The 22,116-nt window shown below is 55.8% G+C and carries 21 protein-coding genes; 13 read left to right on the forward strand and 8 right to left on the reverse strand.

Going from position 1 to position 22,116, the window contains the following annotated elements; translation table 11 throughout:
- Positions 1-124: 124 nt before the first annotated feature.
- From WMO26_RS03260 to rpmH, 7 genes are all read right to left on the reverse strand, one after another.
- A complete protein-coding gene (locus WMO26_RS03260; RefSeq protein WP_349218107.1) occupies positions 125-682 on the reverse strand; it encodes a GNAT family N-acetyltransferase in 558 nt (185 codons plus the stop codon).
- Positions 683-726: 44 nt separating this feature from the next.
- Positions 727-2,100, reverse strand: coding sequence for a tRNA uridine-5-carboxymethylaminomethyl(34) synthesis GTPase MnmE (gene mnmE / locus WMO26_RS03265; RefSeq protein WP_349218108.1), 1,374 nt, complete (start codon positions 2,098-2,100; stop codon positions 727-729).
- 59 nt (positions 2,101-2,159) lie between these two features.
- A complete protein-coding gene (gene jag / locus WMO26_RS03270) occupies positions 2,160-3,005 on the reverse strand; it encodes an RNA-binding cell elongation regulator Jag/EloR (RefSeq protein WP_349218109.1) in 846 nt (281 codons plus the stop codon).
- An 18-nt stretch (positions 3,006-3,023) separates the two neighbouring features.
- Positions 3,024-3,923, reverse strand: a complete 900-nt coding sequence (locus WMO26_RS03275) for a YidC/Oxa1 family membrane protein insertase (protein WP_349218110.1) — start codon at positions 3,921-3,923, stop codon at positions 3,024-3,026.
- 26 nt (positions 3,924-3,949) lie between these two features.
- Positions 3,950-4,168 carry a membrane protein insertion efficiency factor YidD gene (gene yidD / locus WMO26_RS03280; RefSeq protein WP_349218111.1) on the reverse strand — a complete coding sequence of 73 codons (219 nt, stop codon included), beginning with the start codon at positions 4,166-4,168 and terminating at the stop codon, positions 3,950-3,952.
- Positions 4,165-4,497, reverse strand: a complete 333-nt coding sequence (gene rnpA / locus WMO26_RS03285; RefSeq protein WP_349218112.1) for a ribonuclease P protein component — start codon at positions 4,495-4,497, stop codon at positions 4,165-4,167. The genes yidD and rnpA overlap by 4 nt, the downstream gene beginning before the upstream one ends.
- A gap of 265 nt (positions 4,498-4,762) precedes the next feature.
- Positions 4,763-4,897 carry a 50S ribosomal protein L34 gene (rpmH, locus tag WMO26_RS03290; RefSeq protein ID WP_349218113.1) on the reverse strand — a complete coding sequence of 45 codons (135 nt, stop codon included), beginning with the start codon at positions 4,895-4,897 and terminating at the stop codon, positions 4,763-4,765.
- 304 nt (positions 4,898-5,201) lie between these two features.
- Here rpmH and dnaA point away from each other — a divergent pair, with 304 nt between their 5' ends.
- From dnaA to gyrA, 10 genes are all read left to right on the forward strand, one after another.
- Positions 5,202-6,551 carry a chromosomal replication initiator protein DnaA gene (gene dnaA, locus WMO26_RS03295; protein WP_349218114.1) on the forward strand — a complete coding sequence of 450 codons (1,350 nt, stop codon included), beginning with the start codon at positions 5,202-5,204 and terminating at the stop codon, positions 6,549-6,551.
- A 301-nt stretch (positions 6,552-6,852) separates the two neighbouring features.
- A complete protein-coding gene (gene dnaN / locus WMO26_RS03300; protein WP_349218115.1) occupies positions 6,853-7,965 on the forward strand; it encodes a DNA polymerase III subunit beta in 1,113 nt (370 codons plus the stop codon).
- Entirely contained in the window at positions 7,955-8,173 is a 219-nt protein-coding gene (locus tag WMO26_RS03305; RefSeq protein ID WP_349218116.1) for an RNA-binding S4 domain-containing protein, read from the forward strand. The genes dnaN and WMO26_RS03305 overlap by 11 nt, the downstream gene beginning before the upstream one ends.
- Positions 8,170-9,285, forward strand: a complete 1,116-nt coding sequence (gene recF / locus WMO26_RS03310; protein WP_349218117.1) for a DNA replication/repair protein RecF — start codon at positions 8,170-8,172, stop codon at positions 9,283-9,285. Before WMO26_RS03305 ends, recF begins: the two co-directional genes overlap by 4 nt.
- 18 nt (positions 9,286-9,303) lie before the next feature.
- Positions 9,304-9,573, forward strand: a complete 270-nt coding sequence (remB, locus tag WMO26_RS03315; RefSeq protein WP_349218118.1) for an extracellular matrix regulator RemB — start codon at positions 9,304-9,306, stop codon at positions 9,571-9,573.
- Positions 9,574-9,613: 40 nt separating this feature from the next.
- Positions 9,614-11,554: a DNA topoisomerase (ATP-hydrolyzing) subunit B gene (gyrB, locus tag WMO26_RS03320; RefSeq protein ID WP_349218119.1), complete on the forward strand. Its 1,941-nt coding sequence runs from the start codon at positions 9,614-9,616 to the stop codon at positions 11,552-11,554.
- Between the two features lie 25 nt (positions 11,555-11,579).
- Entirely contained in the window at positions 11,580-12,245 is a 666-nt protein-coding gene (locus WMO26_RS03325; RefSeq protein ID WP_349218120.1) for a hypothetical protein, read from the forward strand.
- A 33-nt stretch (positions 12,246-12,278) separates the two neighbouring features.
- Complete coding sequence (locus WMO26_RS03330) at positions 12,279-12,842, forward strand: hypothetical protein (RefSeq protein ID WP_349218121.1); 564 nt, start codon at positions 12,279-12,281, stop codon at positions 12,840-12,842.
- A gap of 38 nt (positions 12,843-12,880) precedes the next feature.
- A complete protein-coding gene (locus WMO26_RS03335) occupies positions 12,881-13,471 on the forward strand; it encodes a YcxB family protein (protein ID WP_349218122.1) in 591 nt (196 codons plus the stop codon).
- 53 nt (positions 13,472-13,524) lie between these two features.
- Entirely contained in the window at positions 13,525-16,077 is a 2,553-nt protein-coding gene (gene gyrA, locus WMO26_RS03340) for a DNA gyrase subunit A (protein ID WP_349218123.1), read from the forward strand.
- A gap of 272 nt (positions 16,078-16,349) precedes the next feature.
- On the opposite strand, the gene WMO26_RS03345 is transcribed toward gyrA, so the two are convergent.
- Complete coding sequence (locus WMO26_RS03345) at positions 16,350-18,758, reverse strand: glycogen/starch/alpha-glucan phosphorylase (protein ID WP_349218124.1); 2,409 nt, start codon at positions 18,756-18,758, stop codon at positions 16,350-16,352.
- Between the two features lie 340 nt (positions 18,759-19,098).
- Between WMO26_RS03345 and WMO26_RS03350 the strand changes: the two genes are divergently transcribed.
- The 3 genes from WMO26_RS03350 to dut are packed head-to-tail and all read left to right on the forward strand — an operon-like array spanning position 19,099 to position 22,021.
- A complete protein-coding gene (locus WMO26_RS03350) occupies positions 19,099-19,455 on the forward strand; it encodes a cell division protein ZapA (protein ID WP_349218125.1) in 357 nt (118 codons plus the stop codon).
- Positions 19,452-21,554 (forward strand): U32 family peptidase, encoded by a 2,103-nt coding sequence (locus WMO26_RS03355; protein ID WP_349218126.1) that lies wholly within the window; start codon positions 19,452-19,454, stop codon positions 21,552-21,554. The genes WMO26_RS03350 and WMO26_RS03355 overlap by 4 nt, the downstream gene beginning before the upstream one ends.
- Positions 21,555-21,580: 26 nt before the next feature.
- Positions 21,581-22,021 carry a dUTP diphosphatase gene (gene dut, locus WMO26_RS03360; RefSeq protein WP_349218127.1) on the forward strand — a complete coding sequence of 147 codons (441 nt, stop codon included), beginning with the start codon at positions 21,581-21,583 and terminating at the stop codon, positions 22,019-22,021.
- The last annotated feature ends 95 nt before the right edge of the window (positions 22,022-22,116 follow it).

Below are 22,116 nucleotides of genomic sequence, written 5' to 3' on the forward strand. Positions count from 1 at the left end.
ACAGAGATGCTGCTCAATTATCGGCGGCGCCTGTTTTCCACCGTTTCGGTCGTTGCGGTGGAAAACTCTTCCGAAAACAAAACAGGAGCAGGGCTCACTGTCCCGCTCCTGTTTTGCTCCTGAATCATTCCTTCACGCAGAAAAACCGCCGGCGCAGCGGGGCCTTCTCGGGAACGCTGTAGGCCTCCCATACAACCTTTTGTATATTCTCAGGCGGTTGCTCCCCGCAGTACATCAAGTGCATCGGCTGGCCCACCAGCCAATACTTTACCGGCAGGCGTTGATATCCCGCCCGTTCATAAAAGCGGATACGCCGCTCCCGGATTTCCCGGTCCTCCTCGGTTTTGGCCGCCGCCGGATCCTCTACCTCTATAATCAGGCCCTTGGTATCCCCGTAGCGTTCCTTGAGCTGTTGCAGCATCTGCGTCCCGGTCCCTTTTCCTCGGCCGGCGGCGTCCACCGCTAAATACAACAGAAAGGAATATGCACTTGGCAGGTTTACCGAAAGGACCGCGTATGCCATCAGCGTTTTCTCTTCAAAGAGGCCCACACATTCCCATTTTCCCGCGTAAAGCCGCCTGCGGAAGGTCCCCCGGCCGGGGCGCTCGTTACGGGGAAAGTCCTTGGTGATCCGCTCAAAAATGGGGTTAAAGTCCGCTGTGTCAATGATCCGTAATTCCATATAATCGCTCCTTTTCCACGAAGATCGTTCTTGTTGTGGAAAACTTATTTTCCCACGCAAAACCGGGCGAATACCTGATCGAGAACCGCGTCGGTCACCCGTTCGCCCGTCAGCTCCAGCAAAGCGGCGGCCGCGTCGTCTAAGGCAACCGACACCGCGTCCAGCGTCATGCCCATCTCCAAGGCTTCCCGCGCTTCCAAAACCGCGTCTTTCGCCCGCAGGGCGCACTGCTTTTGCCGTTCGGTGGCGAGCATTCCCGCCGCTGGGTCGATTTGGGCGGTGCCAAGCGCCGCTTCCACCGCCTCTGCAAGAGCCTCATACCCTTGCCCCGAAGCAGCGGAGAGTTCCACCACCTGGGGGATGGCCGCCTGGATTTCGTTTCTTTCAACGCGGACGGGCAGGTCGGTTTTGTTGATAACCGCCACTGCCCGGCTTTTCTTTAATTCCTTGAGAAGGCTGCGGTCCTCCTCGTTAAGAGACTCGGACGCGTCGAATACCGCCAGCACCAGCCCGGCTGTTTTCAGCCGCTCCCGGGTGCGGGCCACGCCTGCTGCCTCCACCGGGTTCTCCGTATCCCGCAGCCCGGCCGTATCCGCCAGCCGGAGCACTACGTCTCTCAGCCGCACGGTTTCCTCCACCACGTCCCGGGTGGTTCCCGGAATGTCGGTGACGATGGAGCGTTCACAGCCGGAAAGCAGGTTCATCAGGGTGGACTTGCCCACATTGGGCCTCCCTGCCAGCACCGTTTCCACCCCTTCCCGGATGACCTTTCCCCGGTCGAACCCGGAAAGAAGCCCTTCCAGTTCCTGCTGGGCGTCCGCCAAGTCCTGCTGGAATGCTTTTGGCTCCAGAGCGGGAATGTCATCCTCCGGGTAATCCACCCAGGCGGCCAAGTGCGCCGAAAGGGCCAGGATGGTTTCCTTCACGCCGTTGATCCGCTTTCCCAGCGCCCCGTCCTTGGCGGCCAGCGCCGCAGCGGCCGCCTGCTTTCCCTGGGCGCCGATCAAGTCCATCACCGCTTCTGCCCCTGTCAGCGACAGCTTTCCATTGAGAAACGCCCGCCGGGTAAATTCTCCAGGCCCGGCCGGACGGGCCCCGGCCGCAAGCACGGCGGCCAGCAGACGCCTTACAAGAAACAGCCCCCCATGACAGGAAAGTTCCACCACATCCTCGCCGGTATAGCTTTTTGGCGCGGCGAATACCAGCGCCACCGCTTCGTCGAATTCCCCGTCCTGGTCCGCCACCCGGCCGAACAGGGCAGTATATCCTTTTGCCGCCAGTACCGACTTCCCGGACGACGCATGAAAGACCCGCTGCGCCACCTGACGCGCGTTCTCCCCGGAAATGCGCACGATGCCGATGCCCCCCGCCGCCTGGGGGGTGGAAATCGCCGCAATGGTTTTTTCGCTGCCCGCCATGTCCTGCACTCCTTTTGAAAAAGGCGGCAAAGGATCGCTCCTCTGCCGCCTCGTATTCCTTATTTTTTCGGCTCGATCTTCCCGTAGAGAGGAACCTCCGGCTTTTCGTTCTGAGGCGCCACAATCTCCTTGTCTATCGGCGCACCGGTAGGCTTTTGAGTTCCTTCCGTCTTCGCGGGAGGACGTTTTCCCCGGGGCTTGCCGCCGCCCCGGTATCCATCCCGGCGGGGAGGCCGCCCCTGACCGGTCCCTTCCCGCTTGGGAGCGGGCGATCCGCCCTTTTCCGGGCCAATGATCACATGCCGGGCCGCCTCGTCTCCCTCGCTCCAGGAGGTTGCGCCCCGGATTCCCTGCACCGCCGTGTGGATAATCCGGCGCTCATAGGGATTCATAGGCTCCAAAGAAACATTACGGCCGGTCTTCACCGCCTGAATCGCCATACGCCTGGCCAGCGCCGTCAGCGTCTGTTCCCGCTTTTCCCGGTAATTGCCGGAATTGATGGTGATGCGATAGTAGCTGTCGGTGTTGCGGTTGGCCACCAGACCCGCCAGATACTGCAGCGCGTCCAGCGTTTCCCCCCGGCGGCCGATTAAAAAGCCGATGTCGTCCCCGGAAATGGTGAACACCGCGCCGTTTTCGTTTTCCTCTACCTTCAGGTCCGGCTCGAGAACGCCCATCTGCTCAAAGATGCTGGTCAAATAGTTCTGCGCGATGGTCAGCGGCGTTTCTTCCACATAAATGCGCACCCGCGCCGGCGCGCCGCCAAAGAGACCCAAAGTCTTTTTCACCGGTAGATTGAGAATTTCCGTTTTCACATCGTCCCGGCTCATACCGAGCTGCCGGCACCCGTCCTCAATTGCCGCATCGACGGAAGGGCCCGAACCAATTGCTTCCTTAATCAACATATACACCTCCCGGGCGCGTTATTCGTGAACTCGCCCGTCTTTGATTTGCTTTTCTTTGTTGAGCCGCCCCTTCGCCAGCCGGAATTCATTTCGCGCGTTGATCCGGCCGGGGCTGTAGATGGTGGAGGTCACACAGGTCTGCAAAATCGCCACCAAGCTGCCGCATGCCCAGTAGAAGCCGACGCCGCCGGGCACCGAGAAGGCAAAGAAGAAGAAGATTAACGGCATCACAATAATCATTAAAAAGCTCTTCGTCACCGGCATACCGTTGCGCTTGTTAAAGAAGTTCATGACGAAAACCTGAAGAATCTGGAAGACCACCGACGCAATCGGGATCAGCCACAGCCAGCTGGGATTATTAAAGCTGGGAGTCTCGCCCAGATTGATGATGCCGAACAAATTCATGTCCATGTTCTGCACGCCGTAATTTGCAAGTTCCGGAACCTGTTTGACGATGGCATCGTACTGGCCGACCACGTCGATCTGGGCGTACATGCTGTTGGCCGGAACGTTGCTCAAGGCGGCAACCGCCCGGTCGATGATTTCCTGCGGGACATGCAGAATGTAGGTCAGCGGCTTATAGATGACAAAGAACAGACCGTACATAATAGGAAGCTGGATGAGAAGAGGGAGACATCCGCTCAGCGGATTCATCTTTTCCTCTGCATAAAGCTTTTGCAGCTCTTCCGTCTGCCTCTGCTTGTCCGACGCGTATTTCTGCTGGATTTCTTTTACCTTGCCCTGCATGGCCGAGGATTTGACCATAGACCGCTGCTGCTTGATGTTGAGAGGAAAGAGAAGCAGGCGGGTAAGAATCGTAAAAATAAACAGGGCAAGGGGGAAGCTCCGCACAATCATGTAGCAGAACTCCATCACGTAGCCGAGCGGCGTGGAGATAATTGTTTCCAAGAAATTCAATGGCGTTTCCTCCAAAATCTAAGGCGTCATTTTCGCGGCGGAACCGGATCGTATCCGCCCTCATGGAACGGGTGGCATTTACAAATGCGTTTGACGGCAAGCCATCCGCCCTTGAAGAATCCAAACCGCTCGATTGCCGTCAGCGCGTATTGCGAACAGGTGGGGTAAAACCGGCATGCCGGCGGCAAATGGGGAGAAATAAATTTTCGGTAAAATTTGATCGGATAAATCAGCAAATACTTCATTGGATCACACCCAAGGCTTTGAGCTGTCTTTTCATTACCGGCAGAATATCCGTCGTTTTCACATAAGGGGTCTTTCCCCGGGCGACAAAAATCACGTCCACGTTCTTTTCCACCGGCGCGCCCAGCAGCCGATAAGCTTCCCTTATGACGCGGCGCGCCCGGTTTCGCCGGACCGCCTTGCCCACCTTCTTGCTTACCGTGATGCCGACGCGGGGCCTGCCCGCCCGGTTTTTGCACACATAGGTCACCAAGATCGGCCCTGCCTGGACCTTCCCTCTGGCATAGATGCGCCGAAAATCGTTGTTTCGGTTGAGGACTTCGTACTGCACTGGTATTCATGCCTTTCCGACGGGGAAACCGGTATGAAAAAGAAAGGCCACTCGCCGTGGCCTTTTCCGCTTCTTTCGCGAGCTGCCAAAAGCGAACTCCCCGTTGTCTTTTGTTTTTCACTCCGGTGTTCCCAAGTGCCAGCCGGCAGCTGCGCGCCGGTTTCTTTCCTTTTGAAAGAAACCCCTTCGGCCCGCGCCGCAGTCGGCGCTTCCGGCCCCGTGCTTTTTTGAAAAACACGCACCGCACAAAAGCGATTCGCCCCGTTTAGTGGGTCAAACGCTTTCTTCCCTTTGCTCTGCGGCGGGCCAGGACTTTACGGCCATTGCGGTCGGCCATTCTCTTACGGAAACCATGCTCTTTTTTGCGATGGAGTTTCTTCGGCTGATAGGTTCGAAGCATATGAAAAACCTCCTTTCAAGGTATAACTTGCAGTTTCTCATTATATCTTAGAAACGCGCGCCATGTCAACACCTTTTTGCCTTTGAGCCGCTGAAAACACTGGTTTTTTCCCCTTTTTCCCTTCCGTTTTTCTCGGCCGCGGGACGGCCTGAAACATTCCCCTGTTTTTCTCTGAAATTTTCTCTCTTTTTCCTATACATTATTATAGGGTTTTCTTGGGCGAATTGATTGCTATAAAGCGCCGGTTGTGCTATAATAAACGGTAACTAAAAATCCAAATTGGTAGCGTATCGGAGGCACATGCATGGAATCATTTAACGACGCTTGGAGCAGTGTTTCAGACTACTGCCGACGCAATATGCACGAGGTTGCGTTCAACGTCTGGATCAAAAAAATCAAACCCGTGGGGTTTCAGGACGGCAACGTGGTGGTTTCCGTGCGCACCCCCTTTCAAAAGGAAATCATTGAGAAGAATTACCTCAACCTTCTCAACACCGCCTTTGAAGATACCCTGGGCTTCTGCCCCCCCATCGTCATCGTCACCGAGCAGGAAAGCGACCAGCCCGAACAGGTAGCCCCTTCAGTGGTTAATCAGGTTTCGGCGGACAAGCCTCTCAAAAACTTCGAATATTCCTTTGACGATTTTATCGTGGGTTCCTCCAACAAGTTTGCTTTTGCCGCCTGCCAGGCAGTGGCGTCCAACCCGGCCGGAAGCGAAGGGTCGTCAGGTACCATTTATAACCCCTTGTTCATCTACGGCCCGTCGGGGCTGGGAAAAACCCATCTGCTTTACGCCATCTGCAATGAAATCCGCAAATCCCGCCCGGGGCTGAGCATGATTTACATCAAGGGCGACGATTTTACCAACCAGCTGGTCAATGCCATCAAGGAGCGCAGCACTGCGGCGTTTCAAAACAAATACCGCAATGTGGACGTGCTACTGATGGACGACATTCAGTTTATCGGAGGAAAAACCCAGACCCAGGAGGAGTTTTTCCACACCTTCGATACCCTCTACCGAAACGGAAAGCAAATCGTTCTGGCAAGCGACCGGCCTCCAAAGGAAATCCATCCTCTGGAGGAACGGCTGCGCACCCGGTTTGAATGGGGCCTTTTGGCGGACATTCAGCCCCCGGACCTGGAAACCCGCATCGCCATCGTGAAAACCAAAGCGGATCTGCTGGAATTCCAGATCCCGGATGAGGTATCCATGTACATCGCCAACCGCCTGAAAACCAACATCCGCCAGCTGGAAGGGGTCGTCAAAAAAATGAAGGCCTATCACCAGCTGACCGGGGAAGGTCCCTCCATGATGATGGCCCAAAGCGCCATCCGGGACGTACTCAACGACGACCAACCCTTGCCGGTGACCATCAGCCGCATCATTGAGGAGGTTTCCCGCTCCTTCATGGTGACGCCGGAGGAAATTAAGTCTAACAAGCGGTCGGCCCAAATTTCCAACGCCCGGCAGACAGCCATCTACATCGTGCGCAAAATTACCCAGATGTCCCAGTCCCAAATCGGCGAGGAATTCGGCGGGCGGGACCACTCCACCATCAACTACGCCATCAAAACGGTGGAGGAGAACATACAACGGGATCCTTCCTATCGCAACACCATCGAGGACATCATGAAAAACGTCAAGGAACGGTGACGACAACCTTCCACATTTTCCCCCAAGTTTTCCACTTTCCACAGACGGTTCTCCACCGTTTACACAATGGAAATTTCTGTAATACTCTTTTCCACTCTTTCTCACCGATCCCGATTCGCAAAACTTTCTGTGATTTTCCCGCTTGTTTCCTTCTCTTTTGCAAACTTTCCACACTTTTCGCACCCCCTACTACTACTACTATCTAATAAATCCCTTCTTCCCTTCTAAACCACAAAACCAAGGGGCCCGCCCCCTTTTCCCTTCCTATCCTCATAAGAAATCCAAAATTGGAGTTGATCCCATGAAATTCACCTGTTCCCGCCAAGATCTACTGGACGCCGCCACCAACGTACAGCGTGCGGTCTCCACAAAGTCCAACATTCCCGCTTTGGAAGGCATTTTAATCAAAGCCCAAGGGGAAACCCTTTCCCTTTCCGGTTACGACCTGGAAATCGGCATCATCACCTCTATTCCCGCCGTTATTGAGGAAGAGGACGAGCTGATCGTCTCCGCCCGCCTATTTGGAGACATTATCCGCAAACTCAATTCGGACACAGTTTGCTTATCGGGAGACGCCACCAACGTCATCACCATTCAAGGCGGCAACGCGGAGTTTTCCATTCCGGTATCCCCTGCCTCCGAATTTCCGGAAATTCCGGCGGTCACCGACGGCAAGTCGCTGACTCTGCCCCGGGATCTCCTTTCTTCCATGATCCGGCAAACCTTATTTGCAGTCGCGCAAAACGAAAATAAGCCCATCCACACCGGAAGCCTGTTTGAAACCGGGGAAGGAATGCTTCGCATCGTCTCTCTGGACGGATACCGGCTGGCACTGCGCCAGGAACCCATCCAGGCGGAAGAGAATTTTCATTTCGTGGTCCCCGGTAAAACGCTGGGCGAGGTGCTCAAGCTCTTATCCGCAAACGACGAAGAGGAAGAAGTCTCCTTGTCGGTGGGGAACCGGCACATTATCTTCACCATCGGCACCTATTCGGTGATTTCCCGGCTGTTAGACGGGGAATTTCTCAATTACCGCCAGTCTATCCCCAAGGGGAATACCACCCTTGTCAATGTAAAGGTCCGGGAGTTTATCGACAGTTTAGACCGGGCTTCTCTGCTCATCAACGACCGGCTAAAAAGCCCGGTGCGCTGTGTGTTTGAAAATGACGAGATCAAAATCAGCTGCGCCACCACCATCGGCCGCATCCGCGACGAAATTGGGGCACAATTGGCCGGCGACAGCGTGGAAATGGGCTTTAACAACAAATATCTGATGGACGCGCTGCGGGCGGCGGAAAGCGACGAAGTGCGTATTGAACTCAATGGCCCCGTGTCGCCTATGAAAATTTATCCGCCCCAGGGAGAGGATTTCCTGTTTCTGGTGCTTCCGGTGAGGCTGAAAAATGAAATCTGAGAAAATTGCAATTGAAAGCGAGTATATCAAGCTGGATAATCTGTTAAAGCTGGCGGGCGCCGCGCCCACCGGCGGGCAGATTAAGCTGCTGATACAAAACGGCGAGGTACGGGTCAATGGGGAAATCTGCACCCAGCGGGGCAAAAAGATGCGTCCCGGCGACCGGGCATCCTACCAAGATCTCGTGGCGGAAGTTGTTGCAAAATGAAGGTAGATTCTCTTTCCTTTCACCATTTCCGCAACCTCTGCGACGGGGAGCTGCAAGCCAGCGACGGAGTCAACGTCATCTGGGGAGACAACGCGCAGGGAAAGACCAATCTTTTAGAGGCCATCTGGCTGTTTACCGGTTCACGCAGCTTTCGCGGCGCCAAGGATGCGGAGCTTTTGTCCTTTTCGAAAAAGGACGCGGCCTTAACCCTTTCCTTTACCGCTCAAAATCGGGAGCAAATAGCAAAGATTACTATATCGCCAAATAAACAAGTTTCATTAAATGGGGTGTCCATGGGGACGGTGTCGGCCATGGCGGGTGTTTTCTGCGCGGTGGTATTCGCCCCGTGTCACCTTTCTTTGATTCAGGACGGGCCGGCCGAACGACGGCGGTTCCTGGATGCGGCCATCTGTCAGGTAAAGCCTTCCTACCATGGGCTTTTAACCGAATATAACCGTACCCTTTTGCAGAGAAATACCCTGCTCAAGGACATGGCGTATCACTCGGAGCTTAGCTCTACCATGGAAATCTGGGAAGAGCATCTTTCCCGCATCGGCGGGCGGATTCAGGAAATTCGTCGCCGGTACCTGTACCGGCTGAGCCCGGCGGTGAAAGAGGTGTACGAGGGTTTGGCAGGCGGCAATGAGCAGCTGACCCTTTCCTACCTGCCGGGAGGGCATAACGAACCCGTGTCTCTGGAGGGAAAAGAAGCGCCTGTATTTAAGGATCTGCTGCTTCAGAATCTGCGGCTGCGACGGCGGGAAGACATGCTGGCGGGAAGCACCAGCGTGGGACCCCACCGGGACGACCTTCTTTTTTCTATCAACGGTTTTTCCGCCAGAACCTATGGGTCCCAGGGACAGCAGCGGTCGGTGGTGCTGGCGTGCAAGCTGTCGGAAGCGTCTTTGCTGCGGGAGGTCACTGGGGAACAGCCGGTGGCGTTGCTGGACGACGTGCTCAGCGAGCTGGACCCGAGACGGCAGGATTTCGTGTTGAACCACATTAAGGGCTGGCAGGTGTTCATCACCTGCTGCGATCCCAAGCAGACCGAGCGCCTGGCGGCGGGCCGGTCTTTCGAAATGAAGAACGGCGTGCTGCGGCCGGCCGAATAACGATACAGGAGATGGGCTATGTATTTGCATTTGGGGCAGGACACGGTGGTGCGCACCGATGAAATCGTGGGAATTTTCGATCTGGATACCTCAACGGTGTCCAAACGCACCCGGGAATTTCTGACCAAGGCCGAAAAGGCGGGCCGGGTGGTCAACGTGTCCATGGAGCTTCCGAAATCCTTCGTGCTTTGCGCAAAGAAAGGAAAAGGTGAATTGTACATTTCCCAGATTTCTTCCGCTACTCTGCTCAAACGCACCGGATTTATGGAAGAAATCTCTTTGAAATAGAGAAAGCCATATGAGTCTTACTGATACTGGAGGTATTGTCTTGGACATCAATCCCGAAAAGAACCCGACGGTGGTTACAGAGGAATATGACGCGGATGAAATTCAGGTTCTGGAAGGCCTGGAAGCCGTCCGTAAGCGCCCGGGCATGTACATCGGCTCTACCGGCGAACGGGGCCTTCATCATTTGGTCTACGAAATTGTCGACAATTCCATCGACGAGGCGTTGGCTGGCCACTGCGACAAAATCAAGGTGGACATCCTGCCCGGAGACGTGATCCGTGTGGCGGACGACGGCCGCGGCATCCCGGTGGGCATTCAGTCAAAGATGGGGATTCCTGCGGTTACGGTGGTATTCACCGTGCTGCACGCGGGCGGTAAGTTCGGAGGCAGCGGATACAAGGTGTCCGGCGGCCTGCACGGCGTAGGCGCCTCGGTGGTAAACGCCCTGAGCGAATGGCTGGAAGTGGAGGTCCGGGACGGGGAGCATATCTACAAGCAGCGGTTTGAGCGGGGCAACGCTATGAATGAGCTGACGGTATGCGGAGATACTAGCGAAACCGGTACTACCGTCATTTTTAAACCAGACGGGGAAATTTTCCGGGATACCCTTGTATTTCAGTACAATATCCTGCTGCGCCGCCTGCGGGAACAAGCTTTCTTGAATGCCGGGGTGCACATTGTTCTGACCGATCAGCGGGATCCGGAGAACGTGGTGACCGATACCCTTTGCTACGAGGGAGGCATCCGTTCTTTTGTAGAGTACATCCATTCCCGTACCACCGCCAATCCCATCCATCCGGATGTGGTGTACCTGTCCGCGGTGGATGGGGATTCCATGGCGGAAATTGCCTTCCAGTATAACGACAGCTTTGAGGAAACCATTCTTTCCTTTGCCAACAACATTCACACCACCGACGGCGGTACTCATGAAACCGGCTTTAAGACGGCGCTGACCAGGGTGTTCAACGAATACGGGCACCGGTTTAAGCTGATTAAGGAAGACGAAAAGCTTTCCGCCGAGGACGTGCGGGAAGGGTTGACCGCTATCATCAGCGTCAAGCTTAAGGATGCCCAGTTCGAAGGGCAGACCAAGGCGAAATTAGGCAATACGGAAATCCAGTCTATGGTCAGCCGGCTTGTGTACGACAAGCTGATGACCTACTTCGAGGAAAACCCCACGGTGGCGGGAGCCATCTTCGAAAAAGCGGTGGCTGCGTCAGTGGCGAGAGAGGCGGCACGGCGGGCAAGAGAGCTTGCCAGGCGAAAAACCGCCATGTCCTCCGGCGGCCTGCCTGGAAAGCTGGCCGACTGCCAGTCCAGAAACCCCGAAGAAACGGAAATCTACATCGTAGAGGGCGATTCAGCAGGCGGATCGGCCAAGTCGGGGCGGGATCGGCGGTTCCAGGCTATCCTTCCCTTGTGGGGAAAGATGCTCAACGTGGAACGGGCGCGGCTTGACAAGGTCTATAACAACGACAAGCTCATGCCGGTGGTGCTGGCGCTGGGCTGCGGCATTGGGGACGAATTCGATATCAACAAACTGCGGTACGGCAAGGTCATCATCATGGCGGATGCCGACGTGGACGGGTCCCACATCCGCACGCTGCTTTTGACCTTCTTTTTCCGCTTCATGCGCCCTCTGATTGAAAACGGCAACATCTGCATCGCCCAGCCACCTCTTTTCGAGGTGAAAAAGGGCAAGAAGGTGCGCTACGCTTATTCCGATCCCCAGCGGGACGAATACATCGAGGAGCTTGGCGGAAATGCCAGCGTCCAGCGGTATAAGGGCCTTGGTGAGATGGACCCGGAGCAGCTTTGGGAGACCACCATGAACCCGGAAAACCGCATCATTTTACAGGTGACCATGGAGGATGCGGTGGCGGCCAACGAGGCCTTTACCATCCTCATGGGCGATAAGGTAGAACCCAGACGGCAGTTTATTGAAGAAAACGCCAAGTATGTCAACAACCTGGACGTGTAATCTATTTTGCAAAAGGAGAAACGGTATGGACAAAGAAGAGCGGATGGGTCTGGCGGCGCAGGAGCCGGATGAGGACACTAAGACGGCCGAACCCATGGACGAGGAAACGAGAAGAGCAATGGGCATTCTGGAGGAGCCGGTTCCTATGGAGGACGAAGAGGAAGAGATCTTTCCTCAGGAGCCGGCGTTGATGGAAGTCAGCTATGTGCTCACGGAAGAAGAACTGGCCCAGGCTTTCCGGGCGGTGGGGATGTATAAGATCAAGGGAAAGCGCCAGTGGATTTATTCGGCACTGATGGTGATTGTCATCGCCATCACTATTTATAACATCATACTGGACCCCAGCTACATGGCCATGGGCTGTGTTCTCATCGCAGTGTGCGTGGCCCTGCTGGCGATGGTATGGCTGGTTCCCAATTTGGGGCTCAAAAAGCAGGCAAAGCGCGCCTTTGACCCGGACCCGAAGGTGGTGCGGTTTTACAAAGGGCGCATTGAATCCGGCAAGGAAGGCAACCGTCATTTCGGCAACATTAAGCTTGGCGGAAAAAACAAGGTGGATTTGTACGACGGGCTCTATGTCATCCAGATGGAAAACCACCGTCTGATCGCCATTCCGGAACGGGCGATTCCGTCTGAGGAAAGAGAAAAGGCAAAGGCGTTGCTGTTCGGCTGGGAATACAACGAGCAATAAGATTGCGTTTTGTTAGGAAGGAGGAGACTCTTTATGGATTATCAGCCGGAGGGGCAGATCCCGGTGGCGCAGGCGTCTTATACGCTCACCAAAGAAGAGTACCAAAAAGGAAGGCTTCTGGTGGAAAAGCGGCACGCAAGCCTATTGAGCGCCCCGGTTTTTATCCTGCTGGGCCTTGCCCTGTTCGCTTTGGGCGTCACTTCCTTCTTTTATGAGCAACTGTCGGTTTCCTCCATTCTGCTGGCCGCAGTTTTGATGGTTCTGGGTATTTTTACGTCAGCGTATTTCGCATCCGCCAAGCCGGCCAACATCATGGGAGAAGCCGACCGGCAGTATAACGGCAGCATCCTTCTCAAAAGCCCTAAAAAGGTTACCATCTGCCGGGACGTGTTTTCCATCCAGGACGAGTTTGAACAAGTGCGACCCTTTTATTCCGAGCAGAGGGCCTGCATGGAAACGGATGATTTCTTTTTGATCGTGGCGGACCGGTCTGGCAAGGCTTATCTGATACCGAAACGGGTGTTTGGAGAACAAGCTGAGAAGGTATCCGGCGTGCTCTCGGCCGCTTTTGGGAACCGGTACCGCAGGACCAAATAAGTACGTCAATCGGATAGACAAAGAAACGGAGGGGGATTATGGACGAGCAGAAGAACGGGGCACTGTTCTCGGCGAGCTTCCTGCCGACCCCGGAGGATTACATAGAAGCAAGGCTTCTGCGCGCGCAGCTTCGTTACAGTGGGACCATGTCCCGCATGACAAAGCTGGCAGGGGCGGTACTGCTGGTGGGCGGGGTTGCCGTGCTGCTGTTTTTGGCGAAAACCTCCACGGTGGCTTTTCTCCTGGCGGACTTTTTGATTTTACTGGGAATGGCCCTTTTCTTCCTTACCGACGCGGTCCTTCCCATGCTGGAACGCAGGCGGGCGAAGAAAAGCTACGAGTCCTCCAATGTCCTAAAAGACAGCAGGCTCATTGAAATATTCCCCTCCTGCTTCACGGTAAAAACCGCCACCCTGGAAGGGACTTATCCTTTCACAGGGCTTCAGGAGATCATCGAAGGAGAGCATACCTTTGTCCTGGGTATGGATGAAAACTGCATCTGGTACCTTCCCAAGCGCTTTTTGGAGGAAACGCAGATAGAAATGCTGCGCCGGCTCCTTGTTGAGGCACGGGGAGACTGTTATACGCGGGTTTATTTGTCCGCGCAGGAAAAGAAGACGAAGAACTAACAAGGCAAATCCACAGCAAGGTTATAAGCAATGCGAAATGAGGTTTTTAAGGAATGGAACTGGAAGGGAAGAGAATCATACAAGTGGATATCGAGAAGGAAATGAAAAAATCCTATCTCGATTATTCCATGTCGGTCATTGTGGGGCGCGCCCTGCCCGACGTGCGCGACGGGTTAAAGCCGGTGCACCGGCGTATTTTATATACCATGCATGAAAACGGGCTTACGCCGGAAAAGGCGTACCGCAAATGCGCCGATACCGTCGGTTCGGTGCTGGGCCGGTACCATCCCCACGGCGACGCGTCGGTCTACGATGCGCTGGTGCGCATGGCGCAGGACTTTTCGTTGCGCTATATGCTGGTGGACGGGCACGGAAACTTTGGTTCCGTGGACGGCGATCCCCCTGCCGCCTACCGTTACACCGAGGCGCGGATGGGAAAGCTGGCCATCCCCATGCTTACCGACATTGAGAAGGAAACCGTCAATTTTCTTCCCAACTACGACGACCGCTTAAAGGAACCGGAGGTTCTCCCCTCCCGGTTCCCGAATTTATTGGCAAATGGTTCCACCGGCATTGCGGTGGGTATGGCGACCAACATTCCGCCTCACAATCTGGGCGAAGTGATCGACGCCATGTGCCTGCTCATTGATAACCCGGAGGCGAACCTCAACGATTTGATGGACTGCATCCAGGGGCCTGATTTTCCCACCGGCGGCGTGATTATGGGCCGGTCGGGCATCCGGGCGGCCTACGGCACCGGCCGGGGGCGGATTCTAGTGCGGGCAAAGGCGGAAATTGCCCAGACCCATACAGGCCGGTATCAGATTATTGTCACCGAGCTTCCCTATCAGGTCAACAAAGCGCGTCTAATTGAAAACATTGCGGATTTGGTCAAGGAAAAGCGCATTGAAGGCATCTCCAACATCGACGACCATTCCGACCGGGAAGGCATGCGCATCGTCATCGACCTGAAACGGGAAGCCAATCCCCAGGTGGTGCTAAACCAGCTCTACCGCTTTACCCAGATGCAGGCCACCTTTGGAGCCATTATGCTGGCGCTGGCGGACGGGCAGCCGAAGGTCATGACCCTCAAGGAGATGCTGGAGCACTACATCAAGTTCCAGGTAGAGGTCATCACCCGGCGCACTCAGTTCGACTTAAGGAAGGCTCAGGAACGGGCCCATATCTTAGAAGCGCTCTGCAAGGCGCTGGACTTTATTGACGAAGTGGTGGACATTCTCAAAACCTCGCCCAACATCGCCGAAGGCAAGCAGAGGCTGATGGATCGGTTTGCGTTTGACGATGTGCAGGCTTCCGCCATCGTGCAGATGACGCTGGGACGGCTGACCGGCCTGGAGCGGCAGAAGCTGGAGGATGAGCTGGCCGAGCTTCACGCGAAGATCGACGAGTTTCACGCGATCCTTTCTTCCGAGGAGCGCAGACGCTCCATCGTCAAGGAAGAGGCGATGGAGCTCAAAGAGAAGTTTGCCGATCCCCGCCGCACGGAAATCTGCGCGGTGAGCGGCGAGGTGGACATTGAGGACCTGATCGAGGAAGAGGAATGCGTGCTGACCATCACCCGCTTCGGCTATATCAAGCGCCTTCCGGTGGACACCTACAAGGCCCAGAAGCGGGGAGGCCGGGGCATTTCCGGCATGACCCGCCGGGAGGAAGACTATGCCGAGGAAATGTTCACCTGCTCGACCCACGATTATGTGCTGTTTTTGACCAATACCGGCCGCCTCTATCGTCTCAAAGGCTACGAGGTTCCCGAAGGAACCCGGACTTCCAAGGGGGTCAACATGGCAAACGTCCTGCCGTTAACGCCGGAGGAACGGGTCAACGCCATGATTCAGGTGGGCAAGGATACCAGGGACGGGTATCTGGTGATGGTGACCCGCAAGGGCCTCATTAAACGCTGCGCGCTCAAGCTGTTTGAGAACGTGCGCAAGTCCGGCGTGCGCGCCATTGAGTTAAACGAAGGGGACGATCTGGCCTGGGTGCGCCTGACCAGCGGCGGCGACAAGCTGATTATCGCCACCCGCAAGGGTATGGCTATCCGCATTGACGAAAACGACGTGCGGCCCATGGGCCGGGGCGCCCGCGGCGTAAAAGCCATCCAATTGGCCGCTGGGGACGAGGTGGCCGGCATGGCAAGAACCCGTCCGGGCGGAACGCTGCTGACGGTGACCGAAACCGGGTACGGCCGGCGCAGTGAGATCGGCGATTACCGGCTTCAGTCAAGAGGCGGAAAGGGCCTTATCAATTACCGCACCGCCCTCTATGGCGACGTGGCCGCCATCAAGGTGGTGGACGACGACGACGATGTGATGATGATTTCCTCGGATGGGGTGGTCATCCGGGTGGCGGTGAAGGACCTGCGGGTTCTGGCCCGTCCGGCCAAGGGCGTGCGGGTCATGCGCATCGACCCGGACAGCGAAACCAAGCTGGTATCCATCGCCCGCACCCCCCATGAGGACGATGAGGAGCATGAGGCCGTCATCGTGGAAGGAGACGCGGAGGAAGGCGCCGGGGTGACCGAGGGCGAAGAACCTGAGGAACAGACGGGGCCGGAAGAGGATGAAGTTTTAAACGCCGAGGAATGATTTCTGCACAAATGCAATGTGGAAAACCGGAGAAAACCGGTTTGTGCCAAAAAAGAAACCAGCATATGTGCTTTATTTGGTAGAACCGGTCGAATCAGTCTACAGGATGCGGTAGATAGGCGAAGAAAAAGGAAAAAGCGGCGGTGGAAAAGTTATCAACAGGGTTTTCCACAGGCTGTTGATAAATGTTGAGGAAAATCCGTCGAGTATAAGAAAGAGGCCCGGAATGCAAATTCCGGGCCTCTTTTGTAAGGAAAAGAACCAGTGTATTCTTATTTCAATGGACTTACATGCCAAATATCCCGTGCGTAATCGGCAATAGCCCGGTCGGCGGAGAAGATTCCCGCACCCGCCACGTTGCGAAGGGACATGCGGTTGAATTTGGCCGGGTCGGCATACACCGCGTCGATAGCCGACTGGGCCCGGCAATAATCCTCAAAGTCCGCCATGACCATGTACTGGTCGGCTCCCAGCAGAGCGTGGACCACCTCGTCGAAGGTAGCGCCGGCAAAGCCCTGGCGCACCGCGTCCACCGCCCGGCGAAGGCGGTGATTGTTGTTGTAGTACACCTGTGGATTGTACCCGCTGCGCTGCAAGTTCTCCACCTCCGGCGTGCGCATCCCGAAGAGGAACATGTTTTCCTCCCCGACCGCGTCGCAGATTTCCACGTTTGCCCCGTCCAGAGTACCCAAAGTTACCGCACCGTTGATCATCATCTTCATGTTGCCGGTGCCGGAAGCCTCGGTGCCCGCCAGGGAAATCTGTTCGCTGATTTCGGATGCCGGCATCAGAAGCTCGGCTAAGGTCACCCGGTAGTCCTCCAGGTAGACGATGCGAAGCTTATCCCGCACAGCCGGGTCGTTCTCAAGCACCTCCGACAGCTTACAGATCATGCGGATGATCTGCTTGGCAAGGAAGTACCCAGGCGCGGCCTTGGCGCCAAAAATAAAGGTCCTGGGCTGAATGTCCAGATTGGGATTGTCCTTCAGGTCCTGGTAAAGGGAGAGTATGTGCAGGGCGTTTAAATGCTGGCGCTTGTATTCATGCAGGCGCTTGACCTGCACGTCAAAGATGGAATCTGGGTTTAAAATCACCCCGTTCTGCTTTTTCACATATGCGGCAAGGCGCTCCTTGTTCTCCCGCTTGACCTGCTGGAGACGCTTTAACACGGTAGAATCCTTCTCGAACGCCTTGAGCTTTGCAAGCTGGGAGGCGTCTTTGACAAATCCGTCCCCGATCAGCTCCGTGAGCAGGTTGGTAAGCCCGGGATTGCTCTGGCACAGCCAGCGCCGGTGGGCGATGCCGTTGGTTACGTTTTTGAACTTCTCCGGCGTTACCACATAAAAGTTGTGAAACACCGTGTCCTTCACAATCTGGCTGTGAAGCTTGGATACGCCGTTGACCGAGCTGCTTCCCAGCACGGACAGGTTCGCCATCTTCACCATCTGGTAACTGATGACCGCCATATCACTGACCATTTGGGTATTTCCCCCGGTGGCCGTCATCATCTGGGCGCCCTCCCGGTTGTTGATCTCCTGCACGATCTGATGGATGCGGGGCAGAAGCTGAGCGAACAGATCCTCCGGCCACACCTCCAGCGCTTCCTTCATAACCGTGTGGTTGGTATAGTTGATGGTCTTGGTCACGATGTCCCAGGCCTCGTCCCAGCCGAAGCCGCACTCGTCGAGCATGATGCGCATTAGCTCCGGAATCGCCAGGGCCGGATGAGTGTCGTTTAGCTGGATGGCCGCTTTTTCCGGCAGGTTATGCAAAGAGGAATATTCCGACAGATGGCGGTAAATAATATCCTGAATGGAGGCGGACACCAGGAAATACTGCTGCCGCAGCCGCAGACTCTTTCCTTCCCGGTGGTTGTCGGAGGGATAGAGCACCTTGGTGATGGCCTCCGCCATGGAGTTTTGCTCCATAGCACGCAGGTAATCTCCCTGGTTAAACAGGTTCATGTCAAGCCCCGGGGCTCTTGCTTCCCACAGCCGCAGTACCGATACCCCTTCCCCGTCCTTGCCGGGAACGTACATGTCGTAGGGAACCGCCTCCACCGAGGTGTAGTTGATGTGCTCCACCTGATGATAGCTGCCGTCCCACCAGTCCTTGACCTGACCTTCGAATTTGATGATGCGGGTCTGCTCCGGACGGGGAATCAGCCACACGTCGCCGCCCGGCAGCCAGTTGTCCGGAAGCTCCGTCTGCCAGCCGTCCACGATCTTCTGGCGGAAAATGCCGAACTCGTACCGCAACGAATACCCCATCGCCGGATACCCGCCGGTGGCCAGCGCGTCGAGAAAACAAGCCGCCAGGCGGCCGAGCCCGCCGTTTCCAAGACCCGCGTCCGGCTCCATCTCGTAAAGGGTCTCGGTTTTCACCTCAAAGCTTTTGAGGGCTTCGTCCACCACGTGGCACAGCCCAAGGTTATAAATATTGTTCTTCAGAGAGCGCCCCATAAGGAATTCCATGCATAGATAATACACCTGCTTGCCCTGCTTTTTGCGTACATCCTCCTCAAAGTCCCGGCGCAGATTCTGCACCAGGTCGCGCACCACCAGAGCCAGGGCCAGATAAATATGTTCATTGGTCGCTTCCTGCGGCGTAACGCCGAAATTGTGCGACAGCTTCGCCGTAATGATTTCGGTCATCTGCGCGGCAGAAATTGGGTTTTTCATAAGTAAACCTCCAAACGAAAGAGTAATCCAAAGAATTTTTGCCAAGTCGTCTGCTTATTATACACCAATGCAGGAATAATTACAACGTATTTGGTAAAAGACAGCAAAACAAATCGTTACTGTATAGAAATTCTATTATTTTAATACAAATATTGGGGGATCTGCTGTGTGTAATGAATTTTGTGAATATTTCGCAAATTCCACTCTCCTTTTTGCAAAAAAGGCTTTAAAGCCGCACGTGGTTATATTATAATAAGAATAATTTGAAAGAATGCTTATGCCCTGTCGGAAGACAGTACGATAGAAGGATATTTTTTGTAAAAAATCGGAGGAATTGCCCATGAACGCCAAACGCAAGGTGCGGCTTCGCATTGCGGGAGCCGATTATTTGATAGCCACGGAAGAAAGCGAAAGCTATGTGATTGCCTTGGGCCAGGAGCTGGACAACCGGGTGGAGGAGCTGATGCGTGAAAACCCCCATGTGTCCACGACCGGGGCACTGGTGCTGATCGCGCTGGATTTGTGCGACGAGGCCAAGCGGTCGGTGGAAACCAGCGACCATCTGCGTACGCAGCTGCAGGAATACCTGGCGGACGCGGCCAAGGCCCGCAACGAGGCGGATGAGCTCAAGCGGGAGCGGGATCGTTTGCAGCGGGAAGTCCAGTTTTTGCGCGCAAAGTTTCCGCCGGAGAAATGACGAAAAACGAAAAACAAAACCGCCTGGAAATTTTGGCTCCTGCCGGATCCATGGAATCGGTGTTCGCGGCGGTGCGCACCGGGGCGGATGCGGTGTACCTGGGGGCCGGGCAGTTTAACGCCAGGCAGAACGCGAAAAATTTTGACAAGGACGCTCTCTCTGAGGCGGTTGCTTACTGCCATGGGCGGGACGCAAAGGTATATCTGACCCTCAACACCTTGGTGGGGGACCAGGAGCTGGCCGCAGCGCTGCGGACGGCTTTTTTGGCCTGTGACTTATCCATAGACGGCGTCATTGTGCAGGACCTGGGGCTTGCCTCCCTGCTTCACAAGAAGGCCCCTTCCCTGCCGTTGCACGGCTCCACGCAAATGTCGGTGTCCTCCCTGGACGGGCTAAGGACGCTCAAAGAGCTGGGCTTTTGCCGGGCGGTGCTGCCAAGAGAGCTTACCCGGGAAGAACTTTCCTATTTGGCGAAGCATTCTCCCATCGAACTGGAAGTGTTCGTCCACGGGGCGCTTTGCATGTCGGTGTCCGGCCAGTGCTACCTGAGCGCTATGCTGGGCTCCCGCAGCGGAAACCGGGGTTTGTGCGCCCAGCCCTGCCGCCTGCCGTTTCGGGCCGAGGACGGGACAAACCATGTGCTGTCTCTTAAGGATTTGTCCATAATCGACGCTTTGCCGGAACTGGAAGGAATGGGGATTGCGTCGGCCAAGATCGAAGGCCGGATGAAACGGCCGGAGTATGTGGCGGCGGCGGTGCGGGCCTGCCGGGCCTCCCTTTCCCAGGGAGAGGTACCGTCCGGATGGAAACAGGAACTACAATCAGTATTTTCTCGCAGTGGGTTTACTGATGGTTATTATAAGAACCGACGGGGACGGGAGATGTTGGGGGTGCGGGGCAAGGAGGACGTAACCGCGGCCAAAGAAGTCCTCTCGTCCCTGGAAGCCCTTTCTGCCAAGGAGGCGCCCAGGGTACCGGTTACCCTCGCTTTGTCCGTGAAGGGCGGACAGCCGGTTTCCCTTACGGTAAAGGACACAAAAGGAAACCAGATTATAGAATATGCCCCGCCGCCCCAGCCGGTGCAAACGAAGCCGTTGTCCAGAGAGAGGTGTGAGGAGCAGCTGCGCAAAACCGGAGGAACGCCCTTTTTGGTGGAGGAGGTCACTCTTTTGCTGGAGGAAGGGATGACCCTGCCGGTGTCGGCCGTGAACGGGCTGCGCCGGGAAGGGCTCCGAAAGCTGCTGGAGGCCCGCTCTCAAAAGGATCCCATTCCCTATGTGAAAGGCGAAATTTCCGAAGCGGTTATGGAAGAAAAGCCGGAGCACCCGGATTTGGTGGCTTCCTTCTCTTCTCTGGAGCAGCTGCCGGATCTGGAAACGGTATCCCGGCTGCAAGGGGTGTTTGTTCCCCTGGAACTGCCCAAGGAGCAGCTTATTGCTGCCGCAGAGCGGCTCAAAGCTGCGGGGGTGCCGCTGGGCGTGCGGATTCCGCGGCCTTTCGGCTTTTACCCGAAGGAAAAAAAGGAGCGGCTGCTGGCGGCTGCGAAAGAGGCGGGGATTCCTTTCGCCTTGGCGGAGAACCTGGGGGACGTAAAAACTTGCCGGGACGCGGGCTTTTCGGCTGCAGGCGGGCCTTTTCTCAACCTGTTTAATTCAAAGGCGGCAGAAAAAGCCCGGGAGCTTGGCTGCCGGTTCGCGGTTCTTTCGCCGGAGCTGACTCTGTCTCAGGCAAAGGCGGTCACGGCGGGGATACCCACGGGAATCTTCGCTTACGGCAGGCTGCCTTTGATGCTCATGCGAAACTGCCCGGCTTCCGGCGGGTGCGGGACATGCAAAAAGAACACGTCCTTAGTGGACCGCAAAGGGGTCCGCTTCCCCGTGCGCTGCGGGGGCGGCGGATTCGGGGAGCTCTATAACAGCGTGCCCACCTTCCTGGCCGACCGGCTTTCGGAATGTGCAGGGGTTTTCTTTCTATATCTGTCTTTTTTCGAGGAAAGCAAGGAAGAGGTCCGTGCGCTCATAAACAGGTACCAGACCGGGAGCGGGACGCCGCAGAAGGGAACTTTCACCAGAGGGTTTGCCTACCGGGGCGTAGAATAACGAAAGTAAAAAAGGAGAATGACCATATGCAGCCATTACAGATTAAGAAAATGCGGGAACATGCGGCGGTGCCGGTGCGCTCCACCGCCGGGTCGGCAGGATTGGACCTGGCCGCCTGTTTAGAGAAACCGGTCACCATAGCGCCCGGGGAACGGGCCTTGATTCCCTCCGGTATTGCCGTGGGGCTTTTGGAAGACACGGTGGGGCTGGTATTTGCCCGCAGCGGCCTGTCGGTCAAGAAAGGCATTGCGCTGGCAAACGGCGTGGGCGTTATCGACAGCGATTACACGGGGGAAATCCTGGTGGGCCTTCTCAATACCTCCAAGGAAGCCTATACCGTGATGCCGGGAGAGCGCATCGCCCAGCTGGTGGTCATGCCGGTATTGCCCTTGCCGGTGGAAGAGGTGGAGGAACTAAAAGATACCCAGCGCGGCGCCGGCGGATTTGGTTCCACCGGCCGGATCTAAGGGAAAATTCATAGGGAATTCACGGTTTATTCTGTGAATTGTGCTAAAATGAATGGAAATGTGTGGCCTTTTGCAAAGCGGCCGCGGCAGGGTAT

The sequence above is a fragment of the Solibaculum intestinale genome, from assembly GCF_040096205.1.
In the GTDB taxonomy this organism is placed as follows: domain Bacteria; phylum Bacillota; class Clostridia; order Oscillospirales; family Acutalibacteraceae; genus Solibaculum_A; species Solibaculum_A intestinale.